Below are 21,197 nucleotides of genomic sequence, written 5' to 3'. Positions count from 1 at the left end.
ACATCTCTTCAAAAGTAGTGCGCTGAACACCAACAAGGCGCTTAAAGCGTGCATCAGTTAATAGTTTACTTGATTCATAATTCATAGTTTTATTGTATCATATTTTTATTTCGCAGGAAGTCTATTATTTAACAACGATATTAACGAGTTTAGTTGGCTTCAATAGTCCAGTGGACTATTGAAGGTGGCAGATAGGGCTAATAAACTCGTTATTTAACGACGATATTTACGAGTTTATTAGGGACACTAATCACTTTCACAATTTCTTTGCCATCGATCTCTGCCTTAACTTTTTCGTTAGCCAGAGCCACTTCTTGCAATTCTTCGCGAGAAAGGTCCTTCGCAACCATCAATTTAGCACGGACTTTACCTTTGATTTGAACGACGATTTCGACTTCGTCTTCAACCAATTTGCTTTCATCCCATGTTGGCCAAGCTACGTAAGAGATAGACTCACCTGTTGCTGCGACTGTTTGCCAGAGTTCTTCTGCCAAGTGAGGCGCAAATGGGGCAATCAATTGGATAAAGCCTTTGGCATAATCCACATAGAGTTTGTCTTCCTTGTTAGCCGCGTTGACAAAGACCATGAGTTGGGCAATAGCTGTGTTGAATTTCATAGACTCGATTTGCTCTGTAACAGATTTAACGGTTTCGTTGTAAATCTTGTCAAGAGCGCCATTGTTTTCCGCAACGATTTCTTTACTTGTAATCAAACGGTAAACACGGTCAAGGAATTTACGGCTTCCTTCCAATCCTTCTTCAGACCAAGCAATCGAAGCATCGAGTGGTCCCATGAACATTTCATAGACACGAAGGGTATCCGCACCGTATTGTTCCACCACATCGTCTGGGTTGACAACGTTCTTGAGGGATTTAGACATCTTGGCTGGTGCTTGCTCCAACTCTTCCCCTGTTTCCACATGGAAGAAGGAACCGTCACGTTTTTCAACCTTGTCAGTCGCCACAAGTGCGCCACGGTGGTCACGGTAGCTAGTTCCCAAAATCATACCTTGGTTAAAGAGTTTTTGGAATGGCTCCTTAGTAGGTACAACACCGAGGTCATAGAGGAATTTATGCCAGAAACGAGCGTAGAGCAAGTGGAGCACGGCATGCTCTGCACCACCCACGTAGATATCTACTGGCAACCATTGTTTGAGAAGGTCCTCATCAGCCAATTTCTCAGTATTGTGTGGGTCAATATAGCGGAGGTAGTACCAGCTCGAACCTGCCCATTGTGGCATAGTATTGGTCTCGCGACGGCCTTTGACTCCATCTTCGCGAGTCACTTCAAGCCAGTCTGTCAAGTTAGCTAGTGGACTTTCTCCAGTACCTGAAGGGCGGATGTCCTTGGTTACTGGCAAGATAAGTGGCAATTCACTTTCTGGAATAGCTGTTGAAGTTCCATCTTCCCAATGAATAATTGGGATTGGTTCACCCCAGTAACGTTGACGGCTAAAGAGCCAGTCGCGGAGGCGGTAGGTCACTTTTTCTTGACCACAGCCTTTTTCTTCCAACCAAGCCACAATTTTAGCAATGGCGTCTTCTTTATTCAATCCATCTAGGAAGTCAGAATTAACATGAAGGCCATCTTCTGTGTAAGCAGCCTCTTCAACGTTTCCACCTTCCAAGACTTCTACGATTGGTAGGTCAAATTGTTTGGCAAATTCCCAGTCACGTTGGTCGTGGGCAGGTACAGCCATAACAGCACCTGTACCGTAGCTAGCAAGAACGTAGTCCGCAATCCAGATTGGAATTTCCTTGCCATTGACAGGGTTGATAGCATAAGCACCAGTCCAAACCCCTGTTTTTTCCTTGGCAAGGTCTGTACGAGCTAGGTCAGATTTCAAGCTAGCTTGGTGTTTGTAGTCAGCCACAGCTTGAGCCTGCTCTGGGCTTGTAATAGCGTCAACCAAGTCATGCTCAGGAGCCAAAACAGTGAAGGTCGCTCCGAAAAGGGTATCTGGGCGAGTTGTAAAGACGGTGAATTCCTTGTCTGTTCCTTTTACTTTGAAAGTGACATTGGCACCAGTTGATTTACCAATCCAGTTGCGTTGCATGTCCTTGATAGACTCTGGCCAGTCAAGCTCATCCAAGTCATTGAGCAAGCGCTCCGCATAGGCAGTGATTTTAAGCATCCATTGGCGCATTGGTTTGCGGACAACTGGATAACCACCACGCTCAGAAGTTCCGTCAGGAAGGACTTCTTCGTTAGCGATGGCTGTTCCCAACTCTTCAACCCAGTTTACTGGCACTTCCGCTTCATAGGCCAAACCTTTTTCATAAAGCTTAGTGAAAATCCATTGCGTCCACTTGTAGTAGTTCGGATCTGTAGTATTGACTTCACGATCCCAGTCGTAAGAGAATCCAAGCGCATTGATTTGGCGTTTGAAGTTGGCAATGTTTTCTGCTGTGAATTCCGCTGGGTCATTCCCTGTATCCATAGCATATTGCTCTGCAGGCAAACCAAAAGCATCCCACCCCATTGGGTGAAGGACGTTGTAGCCTTGGGCACGTTTGAAACGACTGAGAATATCTGTCGCTGTGTAGCCTTCTGGGTGTCCTACGTGAAGACCTGCTCCAGATGGATAAGGGAACATGTCCAATGCATAAAACTTAGGTTTTGAGACATCTGTTCCTGTCTTAAAAGTGTGATTGTCAGCCCAGTGTTTCTGCCACTTAGGCTCGATTTCTTTATGATTGTAAAAACTCATGGTATCTCTCCAATTTTCGTGATGCTCCTATTATACCATTTTTAGGGGAAATTCGTCTCTTTCTTTTCAACTCTTTTCTCTTTTCACCTTGCCTTCCATTTTTAATACTGCTATACTTACTTTAGTATGCTCTTTGTAAGAGGTAATTTATGGCACATTCTTTTAAACATTCTCTCCAAAAAGAGATTCTTCACCGTAGTTCTTTGGCTGCTTGGGCTACCTCGTTTTTACTCCTCATTCTCCTGTTTGGTTTTTCCTATTTCCTTCAAAAACAACAACTCAACAAGGACACTCAACAGATTGTCCAACATGTTCGAAACATGAAACAAGCGAACTATCAATTATTGGAGACCATGAATCAAAAAATGGTTCCAGAATTTTTAGAAGGTAAACACACTGACCGAGAACTCTTTAGTCTATTTTATGAAACAAAAGCTCAACTGAAACTCAGTTCTGATTTTATCATCCTTGACGACACAGGAGAACTTCTCTTTAGTACCAATCGCAACCATCAAGAAACTATTTTAGCTCCTTATTATTTAAAATTATTAATTCAAAATCCGATTCAAGGAGCCATTACAGAAAAGGTTGCTTTGTCAATAGATAAACAACATTACGCACTCTTCATTATGCCTATCGTTCAAAATCAACGAGTTAAGGCTTATAGCATTTCTTTTGTAAATGAAAATGAATTTGTGTCCAGTATCCCTCTCATCAATTCAAAATACGCCATTACAGATACTTTTGGAAACATCTACTCTAGTAATACCAATCAATTTACTCAATCAACTCTGGAAAAATTTGATGAAAAATTACTCCAGTCTAAAACTCATTGGTATGTTGAAAATCCACTTCTGATTGAAAAACGTAAAATTGAACCGATTTTCTCAATCTACACCTTTCAATCTTTCTTTCCCATTCCGAGTTTACTAGGGCTTGCTTCTGTCTTAACACTCTGTATCTTTCTATTATACTTCTGGCAGGCGAGACGAATTGCTTATAAAATTGCGACGCACAATGCCGGCCCTATTGAAAGTCTAGTCTATCAACTGCAGGAAATTCCTAAGAAAAAGGACAAGAAGCTGATCCTCCAGACAGGAGACGAATTTGAACTGATTGCTGAGAAAATCACCGATATGCTCCAAGAGTTGGATGAGCTCCATCAAAAGATGTTGACCATTGAGAAGGAAAAGTGGATCTTTGAAAGAAAGATGCTGGAAGCTCAGTTTAATCCTCACTTCCTCTACAATACCTTGGAAACCATTAAAATCACGAGTATGATTGATGCCAGTATTACTCAAGAACTTATTCAAAATCTCACGCGCATCCTGCGATATAGTGTAACTGAACTAGAAAAAGAAACGACTCTTGGACAGGACCTAGAGATTATCGAAGCTTATCTGAAAATCCATCAGATTCGCTTTGAACATTTTTCTTATCAGATTGACTGTTCTGAGAATCTACATTCCCAAACTGTTCCGAAACTTTTCTTATTACCCCTTGTGGAAAATGCTCTAAAATACGGAAGGCAGTATCGTATCGACCTTGCCATCTCTATCCAAATCACTCAAGAGCAGGAAGCATTGATCTTTATCGTCAAGGATAATGCTGGTGGTCTAACCAAACAAGAACGTCTACATATCTTAGAATCCTTGGACAGTCCACATACACAGCACGGTATTGTCAATAGTTACAAACGATTGAATAACTTTTTTGAAAATGTCGAATTGGATTTAGGAGTGAACCCGCAAGGGGAAACCTGGGTAAAATTTGTCACGAAAGGAAGAACGCATGTTTAAGCTAATCATTGTCGAAGATGAACACCTGATCCGAAAATGGCTTGAAATTGCCGTAGACTACTCAGCCTTAGGTATTCAAGTCGTTGGAACTGCAAGTCACGGACAAGAAGGCATGGAGTTAATTCAAAAAGAGAAACCACACATCGTACTGACAGACATTACCATGCCCATCATGGATGCTTTTATGATGTTTGAAGCGACTCGTTCACTCTCTTATGAAAAAGTGATCCTCTCAGGCTATAATGATTTCCAAAACGCAAAAAAGGCCATGCAATTCGGAGCAGTAGACTTCCTTCCAAAACCCATAAATGTCGTAGAATTAACAGAGTGTTTAGAAAAAATAACTTTGCGCCTCAAGATGGATCAACACCAAACCAATCCATTTTTACATGACTACCAAGCCTTTGTTACGTCGCTTCAAAAAATCAATCCTCAAAACCAATTGATTCAACAAATTCTCGAATTTGTCCACCAACACTACTACCTGCACTTTACCATTTCTACCATTGCAGAGAATCTAGGCTATAGCGAAAGTTATCTCTACAAGGTTATCAAAGAAGATTTCCCTATCACCTTGAACGAGTATATCTTGCAATATCGTTTAAAACAAGCAGTTGAAAAAATGATCCAACAGCCTGACTATCCTCTTAGTCAAATCGCTGAAGAAGTCGGCTTCTCAGACTATAAATATTTTGGTAAAGTTTTTAAGAAATACTTTCATATCTCTCCTAAAGAGTTAAAATCCATTGGAAGAATAGTTTAGACACTGTTCTTCTTTTTTGTAGAGAATTTTACCCCATTAGGATAGAATTTTAGGTTTTAAAAGCGCTTTCATTGTTTTACAATGGAGGTAACAAAACTATGGAGGTATCCATCATGAAAAAGAAATGGATGTATTATGCTGCGTGTGGACTTGCTATTTTGGGGCTTGCTGCCTGCTCTTCTGATGACGCTTCAGGAGAAAAAGCAACTGAAAATGGAGGAAGCGATACTCTAGTAGTCTACTCCCCAAACTCAGAAGGATTGATTGGAGCAACTATTCCTGCTTTTGAAGAAAAGTATGGTATCAAGGTTGAACTCATTCAAGCAGGAACAGGTGAACTCTTTAAAAAACTAGAATCTGAAAAAGAAGCCCCTGTGGCAGATATCATCTTTGGTGGTTCCTATACCCAATATGCTACCCACGGGGAACTTTTTGAAAATTACGTATCAACGGAAAACGATAATGTAATCAAAGAATATCAAAATACAACTGGCTACTCAACTCCTTATACATTGGATGGTAGTGTTTTGATCGTCAACCCTGACTTGACTAAGGGGATGAATATTGAAGGTTATAGCGACCTCATAAAACCAGAACTCAAAGGAAAAATCGCAACTGCAGACCCAGCCAACTCTTCTAGCGCCTTTGCTCAACTAACAAACATGTTACAAGCTGAGGGCGGCTATACAGACGACAAGGCTTGGACTTATGTCAAAGATCTCTTTACTTTGATTGACGGTAAAATCGGCTCAAGTTCATCTGGCGTTTACAAGGCCGTAGCAGATGGAGAAATGGCTGTTGGTCTTTCTTACGAAGACCCCGCAGTGAAACTTCTAAACGACGGAGCTAACATCAAGGTTGTTTATCCAAAAGAAGGTACTGTCTTCCTGCCTGCTAGCGCTGCTATTATTAAAAACGCTAAGAACATGGAAAACGCTAAGAAATTTATCGACTTCATCATTTCTCAAGAAGTCCAAGACACGCTTGGTACAACAACTACTAACCGACCAGTTCGTAAAAATGCTAAAACTAGCGAAAACATGAAACCAATCGAACAAATTAAAACACTAACTGAAGACTATGATTATGTCATCAAAAACAAATCAGATATCGTGAAGAAATACAATGAAGTCTTCACAGATATCCAATCTAAACAGTAAAAGAGGTTAACTATGAGTGAGATCAAGATTATCAATGCCAAGAAAATTTACCACGATGTAGCTGTTATCGAAAATCTAAACGTTACCATTCCTAAGGGGAGCCTTTTCACTCTCCTTGGGCCTTCAGGATGTGGGAAAACAACCTTACTTCGTATGATTGCAGGTTTCAATAGCATTGAAGGAGGAGAATTCTACTTCGACGATACTAAAATCAACAACATGGAACCTAGCAAGCGAAACATTGGGATGGTTTTCCAAAACTATGCAATTTTCCCACATTTGACGGTGCGTGATAACGTTGCATTCGGGCTCAAGCAAAAGAAAGTTCCAAAAGATGAACTCATCGAACAAACAAATAAATACCTTGAGTTGATGCAGATTGCCCAGTATGCTGATCGTAAACCAGATAAACTTAGTGGTGGTCAGCAACAACGGGTTGCCCTAGCACGTGCCTTGGCTGTTAATCCTAGCGTTCTCCTCATGGACGAACCCCTCAGTAACCTAGATGCCAAACTTCGCTTAGATATGCGTCAGGCTATTCGAGAAATCCAACACGAAGTTGGAATTACCACTGTCTACGTAACCCATGACCAGGAAGAAGCTATGGCTATTTCTGACCAAATTGCTGTTATGAAAGACGGTGTCATTCAACAAATCGGACGTCCAAAAGAACTTTACCACAAACCAGCAAATGAATTTGTCGCAACCTTTATTGGTAGAACAAATATAATCCCTGCTCGTTTGGAAAAGCAAGCTGACGGAGCTTACATCGTCTTTGAAGATGGTTATTCTCTTCGTATGCCAGCACTAGACCAGGTGGAAGAACAAGCTATTCATGTCAGCATTCGTCCCGAAGAATTTATCCGTGACGAAAACGGATCAATCGATGGAACAATTACTGACAGTGTCTATCTTGGACTTAATACCGAATACTTCATTGAGACAGGATTTGCTTCAAAACTTCAGGTAAGTGAAGAATCTACATTTGAAGAAGATTTGAAAAAAGGAGATCGCGTTCGTTTGCGTATCAATACTCAAAAACTAAACGTCTTTTCTGCAGATGGTTCACAAAACCTGATAAAAGGAGTCAACCATGGAACGTAAAAAACTAAATATTTGGACAGCCTCCTCTTTCTTCATCTTTCTTACCTATCTTGTCTTTCTCGTTTATCCTATCGTTACCGTGCTCAAGCAAGCACTCATACATGAAGGACAATTCTCACTAGCTAATTTTGTTACTTTCTTTAGCAAATCGTACTATTCTGAAACCCTTATCAACAGTTTCAAGGTTTCTGTAACTGCAACAGTCACTTCTGTCCTTGTTGGTACCTTGCTAGCTTATCTCTTTTCAATGTATGACTTCAAGGGAAAGAAATTTTTACAGATTTTAATCATCATTGCATCCATGTCAGCTCCCTTTGTAGGTGCCTATTCTTGGATTCTATTGCTAGGAAGAAACGGGGTTATCACAAAGTTTCTAACCAACACACTTCACTTGCCAGGTCTTGACATCTACGGTTTCAAAGGTATTGTGCTTGTCTTTACACTTCAACTCTTCCCTCTCGTCTTTCTTTACGTAGCTGGGACTATGAAGAGTATTGACAACTCCCTCTTGGAAGCTGCTGAAAGCATGGGATCTTTCGGTCTAAAACGAATTGTAACAGTCGTTTTACCTCTCTTGGTTCCAACCTTACTAGCAGCTGCACTCCTCGTCTTTATGAGAGCCTTCTCGGACTTTGGTACTCCGATGTTGATTGGTGAGGGATATCGTACCTTCCCAGTCTTGATCTATACACAGTTTATCAGTGAGGTAGGAGGCAACTCTGCCTTTGCATCAGCCTTAGCAATTATGGCGATTACAATCGCCCTAGTTATCTTCCTCATCCAAAAGTACGTTTCAAATCGCTACAGTTTCAGTATGAACTCGCTTCATCCAATTGAACCTAAGAAAACGACAAAAGGGAAGATGGCTGCTATTTATGTGACAGTTTATGGCATTATCTTATTCTCTGTTTTGCCTCAAGTTTACTTGATCTATACTTCCTTCCTGAAAACATCTGGTATGGTTTTCGTCAAAGGATATTCACTAAACAGCTATAAGACTGCCTTTAGTCGTATGGGATCTGCTATTTTTAATACCATTCGTATCCCTCTCCTTGCCTTGGTTCTCGTTGTTGTCTTTGCGACCTTCATATCCTATCTTGCAGTTCGCAAACGCAACCTATTTACCAACTTAATCGATAGTCTTAGTATGGTACCTTATATCGTACCAGGAACTGTACTCGGTATTGCCTTTATCTCTTCATTCAATACAGGCCTCTTCGGAAGTGGTTTCCTGATGATTACTGGAACAGCCTTCATCTTGATTATGTCCTTATCTGTCAGAAGACTTCCTTATACCATTCGTTCTTCAGTTGCTAGTTTGCAACAAATTGCTCCTAGCATCGAAGAAGCAGCAGAAAGCTTGGGAAGTAGCCGTCTCAACACCTTTACTAAAATCACAACCCCAATGATGCTTTCAGGGATCATATCAGGGGCAATCCTTTCATGGGTAACAATGATTTCAGAACTTTCAACTTCGATTCTCTTATATAATGTTAAAACTAGAACAATGACCGTAGCTATCTACACTGAAGTACTTCGTGGGAATTATGGTGTGGCAGCAGCCTTGTCTACTATTCTCACTATCTTAACAGTTACTTCCTTGTTACTATTTATGAAAATTTCTAAAAATAACAGCATTACGCTCTAGTTTTTTCCTACTAAAACAGCCAATTCCCCCTGGCTGTTTTTTTATATCTCTACTTTTGATTTTCTCGAATCATCACCTTCGATAAATACAGATTCCTATCAATAGGACATATCTTAGCTAGTTATATAGATGCAAGATAGTGCTTTTTATGGTAGAATATAGGAAAGTGCTTTCTCAGAAGGAGGAAAATATGGACAAACAAACCATCGCTGTTTTAGGGCCTGGTTCTTGGGGTACTGCCTTGTCACAAGTTTTAAATGACAACGGACACCAAGTACGTATCTGGGGAAATATTCCTGATCAAATTGATGAAATTAATACACAACATACTAACAAACGCTATTTTAAGGATACTGTATTAGACGAAAAAATTGTTGCCTATCATGATTTGGCAGAAGCCTTGAAGGGGGTTGATGCTGTCTTGTTTGTGGTGCCAACCAAGGTGACCAGATTGGTAGCTCAACAAGTGGCTGCTGTTTTGGATCATAAAGTGGTTGTCATGCATGCTTCAAAAGGCCTCGAGCCCAATAGCCACAAACGTCTTTCAACTATCCTAGAAGAAGAAATCCCTGAAGAATTGCGTAGTGAAGTTGTGGTTGTATCTGGTCCTAGCCATGCGGAAGAAACGATTGTACGTGATATTACCTTGATTACGGCTGCTTCTAAAGATTTACAAACTGCTCAATATGTTCAAAAACTCTTTAGCAACCACTACTTCCGCCTTTATACCAATACGGATGTTATCGGAGTGGAAACAGCTGGTGCTCTTAAAAATATCATCGCTGTTGGGGCAGGTGCCCTCCATGGACTTGGATTTGGTGATAATGCAAAAGCTGCTATTATCACGCGCGGGCTGGCAGAAATTACCCGTCTGGGGGTTAAACTTGGAGCAAATCCATTAACTTACAGTGGACTTTCTGGGGTTGGAGATTTAATCGTTACCGGAACTTCTGTCCACTCACGTAACTGGCGTGCAGGAGATGCTCTTGGGCGTGGTGAAGCCTTGGCAGATATCGAAGCAAATATGGGAATGGTCATTGAAGGTATTTCAACAACCAAAGCTGCTTACGAATTGGCGCAAGAACTCGGAGTTTATATGCCTATTACTCAAGCCATCTACCAAGTTATTTATGAAAATGTTAATATTAAGGATGCCGTTTCTGAACTCATGAGCAATGAGTTCAAGGCAGAGAACGAGTGGTCTTAGTCACCGTTAGAAAGGAAGCTCATGAAGCAAAAAGTTAGAAAAGCCGTTATCCCTGCTGCAGGACTTGGAACTCGTTTCCTACCTGCTACCAAAGCTTTGGCCAAAGAAATGTTGCCAATCGTGGATAAACCAACCATCCAGTTCATCGTTGAAGAAGCTCTTAAGTCTGGAATTGAGGACATTCTTGTGGTAACAGGAAAGTCAAAACGTTCTATCGAAGACCATTTCGACTCAAACTTCGAGTTAGAATACAACCTCAAGGAAAAAGGAAAAACCGACCTTTTGAAACTAGTTGACGAAACAACTGGTATGCGTCTTCACTTCATCCGTCAAACACACCCACGCGGGCTCGGAGATGCCGTCTTACAAGCCAAGGCTTTCGTTGGAAACGAACCCTTTGTGGTCATGCTTGGAGATGATCTCATGGATATCACTGATGACAAAGCTGTACCATTGACTAAGCAGCTCATGAATGATTATGAGAAAACTCATGCTTCTACTATCGCTGTCATGCCTGTCCCACACGAAGAAGTTTCTTCATACGGTGTTATCTCTCCTCAAGGAGAAGGAAATGACGGTCTTTACAGTGTTGAAACCTTCGTTGAAAAGCCAGCACCTGAAGACGCACCAAGTGATCTAGCCATTATTGGCCGTTACCTCCTCACACCAGAGATTTTCGGTATTCTTGAAAATCAAACACCAGGAGCAGGAAATGAAATCCAGCTAACAGATGCTATCGATACCCTCAACAAAACCCAACGAGTATTTGCTCGTGAATTCAAGGGTGCTCGTTATGATGTTGGAGACAAGTTTGGATTTATGAAGACTTCCATCGAATACGCTCTCAAACATCCACAAGTCAAAGACCACTTGAAGGACTACTTGATTGATCTTGGAAAAGAACTTTCAGGAGACAAATAAACAATTTGTCAAAAAGTCAGATTTAGTTTAAATCTGGCTTTTTTCAATGTCTAAATCTCAAGACCCAATCCCTATCCAAAGCCCTGTTCTAAGCCTAATTTCTTGCAATAATTGCTTTTATGGTATAATAATAATAATAATAAAGAGTGAGGAATTCTATGAACAAACATGTAACAAGAATAAAACAAAAAGGACTGGCCTTACTTCGGTCTTTAAAATTAATAACTTCCAAAAAAAGTCCAGATAAAAATAAGAAAGTCAAAACAAAGCTGACCATTTGGACTATTTTTGCCAAGATTTTACTTAGAATAAAAGCAACTTTTAACACTCTTTTTATCCTAGCTTTTATTGGCGGTCTCCTCGGGACTGGGGTTGTTTTGGGGTATGCTGTTTCTCTCTTTGATCAAGTTAGTGTCCCTCAAACGGAGGATTTGATCAAGCAGGTCAATAATATTTCATCCATCTCTGAAATTCGCTATGCAGATGGTTCCATGATTAGCGCTATTGAAAGCGATCTACTTCGCACATCTGTGTCATCAGATGCCATTTCAGATAATCTCAAGCAAGCTATCGTTGCAACCGAGGATGAACACTTTGCAGAGCACAATGGTGTCGTTCCTAAAGCTGTCATTCGTGCCAGTCTAGGAAACTTTATCGGCCTTGGTTCTTCGAGTGGTGGTTCTACCCTAACACAACAGCTCATCAAACAACAAGTAGTCGGTGATGCTCCTACGCTTTCTCGTAAAGCAACTGAAATCGTGGATGCCCTAGCCTTAGAGAGAGCAATGAGTAAGGACGAAATCTTGACCACCTATCTCAACGTCGCTCCATTTGGTCGTAACAATAAAGGTCAAAATATCGCAGGTGCTCAACAGGCTGCCAAAGGAATTTTTGGTGTGGATTCAAGCAAACTGACCATCCCTCAAGCGGCTTTCCTAGCAGGTTTACCACAAAGCCCTATTTCCTACTCACCTTATGAGTCTACTGGTGAGATGAAGAGCGAAGAAGATATTGAACTTGGAATCAAGCGCTCAAAAGATGTTCTCTACAATATGTACAGAACTGGAGTCCTTAGCCAAGAAGATTACGAAACCTATAAAGCGTACGATATTAAGAAAGACTTCTTGCCAGCAGAAAATGCTAGCGTTACCTCTAAAGGCTTCCTCTACTTCACTGCCCTCGATGAAGCGACGAACCTCATGTATGATTATCTAATCAAAAAAGATAACGTCTCTGCACAAGAACTAAAGAACGAATCTATCCAAAAATCTTATCATGAATTGGCTGAAAAAGAGATTCAAAATGGTGGTTACCGTATCACAACTACAATTGATAAAGCTATCCATTCTGCCATGCAAGATGCTGTCGCAAACTATGGCTACCTTGTCGATGATAATACTGGTCAACCAGAAGTCGGAAATGTCTTGATGGATAACCAAACAGGCGCCATTTTAGGATTTGTCGGTGGTCGTGATTACCAAAGTAATCAAAACAACCACGCCTTTAACACTAAACGGTCTCCTGCTTCAACTACTAAACCTATCCTAGCCTACAGTATTGCGATTGACCAAGGTCTGATGGGAAGTGCAAGCGTCTTATCTAACTATCCAACTAACTTCTCTAACGGAAATCCTATTATGTATGTCAATAGTTCTGGTACTGCCATGATGAGTCTGAAAGAAGCTCTGAATTACTCTTGGAATATCCCAGCCTACTGGACCTATCAGTTACTTCTTCAAAAAGGAGTTGATGTCCGTTCCTACATGGAAAAAATGGGCTACGAGATCCCAGAATACGGCATCGAAAGTCTTCCTATGGGGGGAGGAATCGATGTCACTGTAGCCCAACATACAAATGGCTACCAAACCTTGGCTAACAATGGTGTTTACCATAAGAAATACATGATTTCAAAAATCGAGAAGACCAGCGGCGAGGTTATCTATGAGCACAAAGACGAACCTGTACAAGTCTACTCTAAAGCAACTGCAACCATTATGCAGAGCTTACTAAGAGATGTTATTTCTTCCCAAGTGACTTCAAGCTTCCAGAGCGATCTTGCTGCAATCAATCCAAGTTTGGCAGGTGCTGACTGGATTGGTAAAACTGGTACGACCAATGAAGATGGCGATATGTGGCTCATGCTTTCAACTCCAAGATTAACCCTTGGTGGTTGGCTTGGTCACGATGATAACCGACCACTTGGTAAAGGTGCAGGACACTACCGCAATGCAAAATATATGGCTCATCTGGTAAATGCCATTCAACAAGCAGCCCCTTCTGTTTGGGGGACAGAACGATTCAACCTTGATTCAAGTGTCACTTCATCTCAAGTCCTCAAATCAACTGGTCAAAAACCAGGTAAGGTTACTATCAACGGGAAAGAAATTAATGTGACTGGTGAAATGGTGACAAGTTACTGGGCTAACCAAGCTGGTGCTCCGACTACTACTTATAGATTCGCTATTGGTGGAAGCGATGCAGACTACCAAAATGCTTGGAACACCATTTTAGGAAGTCTGCCTAAAGCATCCTCTTCCTCATCAAACAATAGCAATAGCAGTAACAGTAATAACAATAATAATCGTAATAATACTTCTAATAGTAACGAGAACAGAAGCAGCAATCAACGGCGCTAACTAAACAGCACAATCATTGAGAGTGGGAAAGAAAATTTCTGAAAGAAATGATTTTTCTCCACTCTCTTTTTTCTTTTTTCATTTCATGGTACAATAGCAACATGAATAAATATCAAAAGAATATTTTTAAGGGAACCATTTATTCTCTCCTATCTGGCTTGATCTGGGGGATCTGTGGAATCTTAGGAGAGTACTTTTTTTCACATTATCAGGTCTCTTCAGGGTGGATTACTTCTATGCGTCTACTCGTCGCAGGTGGTTTCGTAATCGTCTTATCTAGTATAAAACTCCGGTCCCAACTCTTCGAAATCTGGAAAAATCGAAACAATTACCTGCCTTTTCTGGCCTATGCCATCTTAGGGATTTTTTCTGTTCAGTTTTTCTTCTATCTCTGTGTAGAGTATTCCAACGCTACCACTGCCACCATCCTCCAATTTATCAGTCCTGTCTTTATACTTCTATATAATCGCATCATCTACAAGAAAAAAGCTTCTAAAAAAGCGATCTTCTATGTTCTGACTGCTATGCTTGGGGTCTTTTTGATGGCTACCAAAGGCGATTTGTCTAAGCTATCCATCACTCCTCTTGCTTTACTGACAGGACTTCTCAGTGCCTTAGGTGTCATGTTCAATGTTATCTTACCCCAACGCTTTGCAAAAAAATACGGATTTGTGCCAACTGTTGGTTGGGGAATGATTATCGCGGGCCTTTTTAGTAATTTTCTCTACCCCGTTTGTAAGATTAGCTTCCAGGTTGATGCCATCAGTATCTGTATATGTTTGACCATTGCCTTTTTGGGAACTGCCTTTGCCTTTTTCCTATCGATGAAGGCTGTCTCTCTCGTTTCCCCATTGGTGGTGTCTGTCGTTAGCGCAAGCGAACCTCTATCCTCTGCTATCCTCAGTGTCCTTTTCCTTGGCATGGTTCTGGATGGTTTCTTGGTACTAGCCATGATTTTGATTATCGTTCCTATGGTTTTCTTGTCCATTGAAGAATCTAAATCCAAGAATTAAACACCTTCTTTTAACACTTAAGGCTTCAAAATTAAAGCCTTTTTTGGTAGAATAGTAAGCATTACAAAGAGTGAGGAGACACCTATGACTGCTACAAAAATGAATGCTCAAGAAATTATCCAATTTATCGCAAATGCTGAGAAAAAGACAAGTGTAAAAGTGACCTTTGAGGGACAACTTGCCGGAGCTATCCCTGCTTCTGTTATCAAGCTTGGGAATGTTCTCTTTGGAGACTGGAAAGATATCGCTCCACTTCTTGATGGACTAACAGAAAACAAGGACTATGTTGTTGAACAAGACGCTCGCAACTCGGCTGTACCTCTCCTTGATAAACGTGATATCAATGCTCGTATCGAGCCAGGCGCTATCATCCGTGACCAAGTTGAGATTGGTGACAATGCTGTTATCATGATGGGAGCTGTTATCAATATCGGTGCTGAAATCGGTGCTGGTACTATGATTGATATGGGAGCTATTCTGGGCGGACGCGCTATTGTCGGTAAAAATAGCCACGTTGGTGCAGGTGCTGTTCTTGCAGGCGTTATCGAACCAGCTAGTGCTGAGCCTGTCCGTGTCGGTGACAATGTTCTCATCGGTGCTAACTCTGTAGTTATCGAAGGTGTTCAAATCGGTAGCGGTTCTGTTGTTGCAGCAGGGGCCATCGTCACTCAAGATGTTCCAGAAAATGTTGTGGTGGCTGGTGTTCCAGCTCGTGTTATCAAAGAAATCGATAGCCAAACCCAACAAAAAACAGCGCTAGAAGATGCGCTTCGCACCTTGTAATTAGTAACAGAGGCGGAAATGTTTCCAGCCTCTTTATCGTATCAGTAAAAGGAAAATAGATATGTTAGATTTGATTCAAACTCGACGCGATCTTCACCAAATTCCTGAGATTGGTTTAGAAGAATTCAAGACTCACGCTTATTTACTCAATGTCATTGAAACATTAACAGCTGGTAAGGATTTCGTTCAGATTCGTACTTGGCGAACAGGTATTTTAGTTTACTTGCAGGGAAGTCAGCCAGAACGTACCATTGGTTGGCGGACAGACATTGATGGCCTCCCAATCGTTGAACAAACAGGTCTTCCTTTTGCCTCTCAACATCCAGACAGCATGCATGCTTGTGGACATGATTTTCATATGACCATTGCACTTGGAAGTCTCGAACGTGCTTTAGAAAACCAACCCAAAAACAACCTCCTCTTTCTCTTCCAACCTGCAGAAGAAAACGAAGCAGGTGGTATGCTCATGTATGAAGATGATGCTTTTGGCGACTGGTTGCCTGACCAATTCTATGGACTTCATGTTCGCCCCGACTTAAAAGTTGGACAAATTGCGACCAATACTCATACACTCTTTGCTGGAACATGTGAAGTTAAGATTCGCTTTAAGGGTAAAGGCGGACACGCTGCCTTTCCACATGAAGCAAACGATGCTCTGGTTGCAGCTAGCTATTTTGTGACTCAAGTTCAGTCGGTTGTCAGCCGTAATGTCGATCCTATCGAGGGAGCTGTTGTCACTTTCGGTGTTTTTCAAGCTGGTACAACCAATAATGTCATAGCTGATACAGCTTTCTTGCATGGAACCATTCGAGCTCTCACACACAGCATGAGCCTCTTGGTTCAAAAACGTGTCAAAGCTATCGCTGAAGGTGTCGCAGCTGCTTTTGATATGGATGTGGAAGTTGAACTCAAGCAGGGAGGTTATTTACCAGTCGAAAACAACCCTGAACTAGCCTGTGAATTGATGACCTTCTTTGATGAAAAAGAGGGAATTGAACTAATCGACATCGAACCTGCCATGACAGGGGAAGACTTTGGGTATCTTCTATCAAAGATTCCTGGTGTCATGTTCTGGCTTGGAATTGATAGTCCCTATGCTCTTCACCATCCAAAGATGAGTCCTAAGGAAGAAGCTCTGGCAATCGGTGTCGAGGCTGTATCAAGCTTTTTAGCCAAGAAAGCTGCGGAGTAAACTATGAAGAAAAGCTTACGCAAGCAGGTCTTGCAAGGACTTAAGTCTCTATCCAAGGAAGAAAAACAGAGCATGAACGATTGGCTCACAGAGCGGCTCCTTCAACATCCTTTTTATAAGGAAGCAAAAACCATCGCCACTTACCTGTCTTTTCCCCATGAATTTCAGACAGCTGAGCTCATTGAACAAGCTCAAAAAGATGGGAAGACGATTCTCATTCCCAAAACTTATCCACAAGGGAAAATGGACCTGGTGCTCTATGAACCAGAGAAACTCGAAAGAAATTCTTTTGGACTTCTTGAACCTCAGGGGGAAGCTATTGTCTTTGAGCCGTCTCAGATTGACTTGATCCATGTTCCCGGTTTAGCTTTCAACACTTCTGGCTATCGAGTTGGTTACGGCGGTGGATACTACGACCGTTACTTGGAGCATTTTTCTGGTCACACCATTAGTACACTTTATCCTTGTCAGATTCAGGACTTCCATCCTGATCCACACGATATTCCTGTTGAGGAGGTACTCATCTATGAAAGAAATTTTTGATAGTCGGTATCCTGCCACTAGCTTCTTTCTACTCGTGACAACCCTGGTTTTTGTACTCATGTTTCTAACCAGTGGTTTCAATTACACAAGCGCAGCCACCTTGTATAAATTCGGAGCTGTTTATCCCCCAGCAATTAAGGCCATGCCTGAACAAATCTGGCGCCTATTCTCGGCAACCTTTGTTCACATTGGCTTGGAGCACTTTTTAGTCAATATGCTATCGCTTTACTTCTTGGGACGTCAGATGGAGCAAATCTTTGGCTCCAAACAGTTTTTCTTTATCTACCTTTTATCAGGTATGATGGGAAATCTCTTTGTCCTCGTTTTTAGCCCTAATGCTATTACCGCGGGTGCTTCAACTGCCCTCTACGGTATGTTTGCCTCAATTGTTGTTCTCCGATATGCTTCACGCAATCCCTATCTCCAACAGCTTGGTCAATCCTACCTCTCCCTCTTGGTCATCAACCTAGTAGGAAGTATTTTAATGCCTGGTATCAGCCTTGCTGGACACGTAGGTGGAGCTGTCGGTGGCGCATTACTAGCTATCGTCTTCCCCGTTCGAGGTGAACGAAAGATATACAGCCCAGGTCAACGTGGTCTAGCAACCCTAGCTTTCATTGCTTTATCAGCCTTGATGCTTTTTGTGGGCTTGTTCTAAGATAGCCTCATTTAGGGAGTATCTTTATTTTCAAACAAAGATTAATTCACTTATCTCATATATAAAAAAACTCCGAAAAGCTTGTTTTTATTAGCTTTCCAGAGTTTCTTTTATTTCTAGTTTTTTAAAAATTAGACGGGTATATAGATTTTTTATCAATTTGATTGGATTTTTTTATAACCCTTCTTTCATGGCAAAGTAAGCACGCACTTTTGGTGCCACTTGCGTTCCAAAGAGTTCAATGGCTTTGAGAACTTGATCATGTGGCATTGAACCAAGTGGTAGGTGTAACATAAAGCGATCCAAGTCTAAATCCTCAATCATGCGGATCAACTTTTCTGCTACCTGGTCTGGATTTCCCACAAACATAGCGCCATTTGGACCAACTTGCTCCAAATATTGCTCATAGGTCATCTCCTGCCAGTGTGGACGGTCTTTGGAAATAGCATCCACCACTTGCTTGGTCGGATGGAAATAATCTTTCACTGCCTGCTCGCCATCTTCAGCAATCCAGCCCCAAGAATGAGCGCCCACTTTCAGGTCTTTGTCAGCATGACCGGATTCACTTCCAATCTCACGATAAGCCTGAATCAACTTTTTAAAATAGCGAGGATTGCCACCGATAATCGCATAGACAATCGGTAAACCAGCCTGAGCAATCTTCACTGTTGACTCTACATGACCACCTGTCGCCACCCACAATGGCAATTTGTCCTGAACAGGACGAGGATAAACTTCTTTTCCAGCAATACTTTGGGTCAATTCTCCACGCCAGTTCACCTTGGTGTTTTCATTTGCCAGCTGAAGCAGGTCCAATTTCTCATCAAAGAGAGCTTCATAGTCTTTCAAGTCATAGCCAAACAGAGGAAAAGACTCGGTGAATGAACCACGCCCAGCCATAATCTCTGCACGACCGTTTGAAAGGGCGTCGATGGTGGCATATTGTTGGAATAAACGGATCGGATCCATACTCGAGAGAATACTAACAGCACTGGTCAAACGAATCTTCTTGGTATTCACCGCACCAGCTGCAAGGACAATCTATGGCGCTGATACCGCAAAGGCCTCCCGATGATGCTCCCCAATGCCATAAACATCCAATCCAACCTTATCAGCCAGTTCAATCTCTGCTACCAACTGACGGATTCGTTCGTCATGACTGTAAACTTGTCCAGTCCCCTCTAGCGCTGTTGTTTCACCAAATGTTGAAATTCCTAATTCTACCATACGGATTTCCTCGCTTTATTATTAGTTATTGGGTATTTTATCATTAGCCAATTATAGTTGCAACAAATTTGCTCATTAGAAAAGGCCTTGTTTAAGTAGACATTTTTAGTTCCTTGTGTGGCTATTTAAATTGGTGAGAGGTGAGAGTAAATCGTTGTAAGGACGATACCATCTATATGTCTTGTAACATTCTCTTCTGCGATGGTGAGAACTTGGTGATGATTCTATAAGAAAAATGAGATGAAAATCATCTCACTCTTCTTATTCTTAAAATCCATTATTGTCACTGAGTTCTTTGAACCAGTGGCCTGATTTTTTCAGGCGGCGTTCTTGCGTTTCAAGGTCAAGCTCGACTAAACCATAACGGTTTTTATAGCTATTGAGCCATGACCAGCAATCGATAAAGGTCCAGATCAAATAGCCTTTACAGTTAGCACCATCTTCGATAGCACGATGAAGCTCACGAAGATGACCTTTGACAAAGTCAATACGGTAGTCATCCTGAATCATGCCATTTTCACGGAATTTGTCTTCACCTTCAACACCCATACCATTCTCAGTCAGCATCCACTCAATATTACCGTAGTTTTCCTTGATGTTTTGGGCAATGTCATAAATCCCTTGCTCGTAGATTTCCCAACCGCGGTGTGGATTGATCTTACGACCTGGCATGACGTAAGGTTCATAGAAATGCTCTGGCAAGAGTGGACTGTCAGGATGCTTAGCAAAACGCGGCGCCATAACACGCAAAGGTTGGTAGTAATTCACTCCTAGGAAGTCAACCGTATGCTCGCGAATGAGTTCCAACTCTTCGGCTGTGTACTCTGGTAACAGATCATGGTCTGCTAAAATTTCCACTAACTCTTCTGGATAGGCTCCTAAAACAGACGGATCTAGGAAAGATTGTGCCTGGAAGAGATCGGTAATACGAGCAGCTTTCACATCTGCAGGATGCTGGCTACGTGGATAGGCTGGTGTCAAGTTGAGGACAATCCCAATCTTAGAGCCTGGTAAGACTTCATGACAAGCCTTAACTGCAAGTGTGCTTGCTAGTTGGGTATGATAGGCAACCTTAACCGCTGCTTTGGCATCCACTTTATGTGGATAATGGGCATCATAGAAATAGCCAAACTCTACAGGAACGATAGGCTCATTGAAGGTAATCCATTGGTCCACAAGGTCACCGTAGGTCTCAAAACAGAAACGAGCATAATCTTCATAAGCCTTAATAGTTGCTTTATTTTCTCAGCCATCGCCATCTTCTTGAAGGGCGAAAGGCAGGTCAAAGTGATAGAGATTGACTAAGAGGCGAATACCCTTGGCCTTGATGGCTTCAAATACCTGACGGTAGAAAGCCACCCCTTGAGGGTTGACTTCTCCACGGCCCTGTGGGAAAATACGAGACCACTGGATAGAAGTTCGAAAGGCTGTGTGGCCAGTTTCTAACAAGAGTTCGATATCCTTTTCCCAGTTTTCATAGAAGGTCGACGTTTTGTCTGGTCCAATACCATTGTAGTAACGGTTTGGTTCTACTTGATACCAATAATCCCAGAGATTATCTCCCTTGCCATCACCAGGCACTCGTCCTTCTGTCTGTGGTCCAGAAGTTGAGGAACCCCAGACAAAATCCTTTGGAAATTTTAGCATAGTACTACCTCTTTTTACGCTTTTAATGTTTATACTCTTCGAAAATCAAATTCAAACCGCGTCAACGTCGCCTTGCCGTATATGTGTTACTGACTTCGTCAGTTCTATCCACAACCTCAAAACGGTGTTTTGAGCAACCTGCGGCTAGTTTCCTAGTTTGCTCTTTGATTTTCATTGAGTCTTAC

At 41.7% G+C, this 21,197-nt stretch carries 14 protein-coding genes and 3 pseudogenes; 13 read left to right on the top strand and 4 right to left on the bottom strand.

Features of this window, described 5'->3' with window-relative positions; genetic code table 11:
* Both QM450_RS09415 and leuS read right to left on the bottom strand, forming a co-directional pair.
* Positions 1-85: pseudogene (locus tag QM450_RS09415) on the bottom strand (IS5/IS1182 family transposase); the annotation flags it as partial.
* Between the two features lie 124 nt (positions 86-209).
* Complete coding sequence (gene leuS, locus QM450_RS09410; RefSeq protein ID WP_414320417.1) at positions 210-2,711, bottom strand: leucine--tRNA ligase; 2,502 nt, start codon at positions 2,709-2,711, stop codon at positions 210-212.
* Between the two features lie 149 nt (positions 2,712-2,860).
* Between leuS and QM450_RS09405 the strand changes: the two genes are divergently transcribed.
* The 13 genes from QM450_RS09405 (at position 2,861) to QM450_RS09345 (ending at position 18,138) form a co-directional block, all read left to right on the top strand.
* The gene (locus QM450_RS09405) at positions 2,861-4,510 is read left to right on the top strand and encodes a sensor histidine kinase (protein WP_414320416.1); all 1,650 of its coding nucleotides are present in this window, start codon (positions 2,861-2,863) and stop codon (positions 4,508-4,510) included.
* Complete coding sequence (locus QM450_RS09400) at positions 4,503-5,273, top strand: response regulator transcription factor (RefSeq protein WP_414320415.1); 771 nt, start codon at positions 4,503-4,505, stop codon at positions 5,271-5,273. Before QM450_RS09405 ends, QM450_RS09400 begins: the two co-directional genes overlap by 8 nt.
* Positions 5,274-5,386: 113 nt before the next feature.
* On the top strand, positions 5,387-6,433 hold the full coding sequence (locus QM450_RS09395) for an ABC transporter substrate-binding protein (RefSeq protein WP_301392152.1): 1,047 nt from the start codon (positions 5,387-5,389) through the stop codon (positions 6,431-6,433).
* Between the two features lie 12 nt (positions 6,434-6,445).
* The gene (locus QM450_RS09390; RefSeq protein ID WP_414320414.1) at positions 6,446-7,537 is read left to right on the top strand and encodes an ABC transporter ATP-binding protein; all 1,092 of its coding nucleotides are present in this window, start codon (positions 6,446-6,448) and stop codon (positions 7,535-7,537) included.
* Positions 7,527-9,185, top strand: a complete 1,659-nt coding sequence (locus QM450_RS09385) for an ABC transporter permease (protein ID WP_414320413.1) — start codon at positions 7,527-7,529, stop codon at positions 9,183-9,185. The genes QM450_RS09390 and QM450_RS09385 overlap by 11 nt, the downstream gene beginning before the upstream one ends.
* Positions 9,186-9,375: 190 nt before the next feature.
* On the top strand, positions 9,376-10,392 hold the full coding sequence (locus QM450_RS09380) for an NAD(P)H-dependent glycerol-3-phosphate dehydrogenase (RefSeq protein WP_414320412.1): 1,017 nt from the start codon (positions 9,376-9,378) through the stop codon (positions 10,390-10,392).
* A 21-nt stretch (positions 10,393-10,413) separates the two neighbouring features.
* Positions 10,414-11,313, top strand: a complete 900-nt coding sequence (galU, locus tag QM450_RS09375) for a UTP--glucose-1-phosphate uridylyltransferase GalU (RefSeq protein ID WP_414320411.1) — start codon at positions 10,414-10,416, stop codon at positions 11,311-11,313.
* A 158-nt stretch (positions 11,314-11,471) separates the two neighbouring features.
* Positions 11,472-13,949, top strand: coding sequence for a penicillin-binding protein PBP1B (pbp1b, locus tag QM450_RS09370; RefSeq protein WP_414320410.1), 2,478 nt, complete (start codon positions 11,472-11,474; stop codon positions 13,947-13,949).
* Positions 13,950-14,050: 101 nt separating this feature from the next.
* Positions 14,051-14,962 carry a DMT family transporter gene (locus QM450_RS09365; RefSeq protein WP_414320409.1) on the top strand — a complete coding sequence of 304 codons (912 nt, stop codon included), beginning with the start codon at positions 14,051-14,053 and terminating at the stop codon, positions 14,960-14,962.
* An 84-nt stretch (positions 14,963-15,046) separates the two neighbouring features.
* Entirely contained in the window at positions 15,047-15,745 is a 699-nt protein-coding gene (gene dapD / locus QM450_RS09360; protein WP_414320408.1) for a 2,3,4,5-tetrahydropyridine-2,6-dicarboxylate N-acetyltransferase, read from the top strand.
* Between the two features lie 61 nt (positions 15,746-15,806).
* Complete coding sequence (locus QM450_RS09355) at positions 15,807-16,937, top strand: N-acetyldiaminopimelate deacetylase (protein ID WP_414320407.1); 1,131 nt, start codon at positions 15,807-15,809, stop codon at positions 16,935-16,937.
* A gap of 3 nt (positions 16,938-16,940) precedes the next feature.
* On the top strand, positions 16,941-17,480 hold the full coding sequence (locus QM450_RS09350) for a 5-formyltetrahydrofolate cyclo-ligase (RefSeq protein ID WP_414320406.1): 540 nt from the start codon (positions 16,941-16,943) through the stop codon (positions 17,478-17,480).
* Positions 17,464-18,138, top strand: coding sequence for a rhomboid family intramembrane serine protease (locus tag QM450_RS09345; RefSeq protein WP_414320405.1), 675 nt, complete (start codon positions 17,464-17,466; stop codon positions 18,136-18,138). The genes QM450_RS09350 and QM450_RS09345 overlap by 17 nt, the downstream gene beginning before the upstream one ends.
* Before the next feature lie 174 nt (positions 18,139-18,312).
* Here QM450_RS09345 and QM450_RS09340 read toward each other — a convergent pair.
* Together QM450_RS09340 and QM450_RS09335 are read right to left on the bottom strand one after the other, a co-directional pair.
* Positions 18,313-19,365 (bottom strand): annotated as a pseudogene (locus QM450_RS09340) (LLM class flavin-dependent oxidoreductase).
* A gap of 267 nt (positions 19,366-19,632) precedes the next feature.
* A pseudogene (locus QM450_RS09335) lies at positions 19,633-21,012 on the bottom strand (glycoside hydrolase family 1 protein).
* Positions 21,013-21,197 lie beyond the last annotated feature (185 nt).

It is taken from the genome of Streptococcus infantis (assembly GCF_047464615.1).
Taxonomy (GTDB): Bacteria; Bacillota; Bacilli; order Lactobacillales; family Streptococcaceae; genus Streptococcus; species Streptococcus infantis_Y.
Note: the sequence above shows the minus strand (reverse complement) of the source record. Positions and strands in the feature narration are given on the sequence as shown.

What these genes read in the sequence shown, in the direction of transcription:
- QM450_RS09365 (WP_414320409.1), top strand. Translation starts at nt 14,051, where the DNA reads ATGAATAAATATCAAAAGAATATTTTTAAGGGAACCATTTATTCTCTC.
- QM450_RS09350 (WP_414320406.1), top strand. Translation starts at nt 16,941, where the DNA reads ATGAAGAAAAGCTTACGCAAGCAGGTCTTGCAAGGACTTAAGTCTCTA.
- QM450_RS09380 (WP_414320412.1), top strand. Translation starts at nt 9,376, where the DNA reads ATGGACAAACAAACCATCGCTGTTTTAGGGCCTGGTTCTTGGGGTACT.
- QM450_RS09400 (WP_414320415.1), top strand. Translation starts at nt 4,503, where the DNA reads ATGTTTAAGCTAATCATTGTCGAAGATGAACACCTGATCCGAAAATGG.
- leuS (WP_414320417.1), bottom strand. Translation starts at nt 2,711, where the DNA reads ATGAGTTTTTACAATCATAAAGAAATCGAGCCTAAGTGGCAGAAACAC.
- QM450_RS09385 (WP_414320413.1), top strand. Translation starts at nt 7,527, where the DNA reads ATGGAACGTAAAAAACTAAATATTTGGACAGCCTCCTCTTTCTTCATC.
- QM450_RS09355 (WP_414320407.1), top strand. Translation starts at nt 15,807, where the DNA reads ATGTTAGATTTGATTCAAACTCGACGCGATCTTCACCAAATTCCTGAG.
- pbp1b (WP_414320410.1), top strand. Translation starts at nt 11,472, where the DNA reads ATGAACAAACATGTAACAAGAATAAAACAAAAAGGACTGGCCTTACTT.
- QM450_RS09345 (WP_414320405.1), top strand. Translation starts at nt 17,464, where the DNA reads ATGAAAGAAATTTTTGATAGTCGGTATCCTGCCACTAGCTTCTTTCTA.
- QM450_RS09395 (WP_301392152.1), top strand. Translation starts at nt 5,387, where the DNA reads ATGAAAAAGAAATGGATGTATTATGCTGCGTGTGGACTTGCTATTTTG.
- dapD (WP_414320408.1), top strand. Translation starts at nt 15,047, where the DNA reads ATGACTGCTACAAAAATGAATGCTCAAGAAATTATCCAATTTATCGCA.
- galU (WP_414320411.1), top strand. Translation starts at nt 10,414, where the DNA reads ATGAAGCAAAAAGTTAGAAAAGCCGTTATCCCTGCTGCAGGACTTGGA.
- QM450_RS09405 (WP_414320416.1), top strand. Translation starts at nt 2,861, where the DNA reads ATGGCACATTCTTTTAAACATTCTCTCCAAAAAGAGATTCTTCACCGT.
- QM450_RS09390 (WP_414320414.1), top strand. Translation starts at nt 6,446, where the DNA reads ATGAGTGAGATCAAGATTATCAATGCCAAGAAAATTTACCACGATGTA.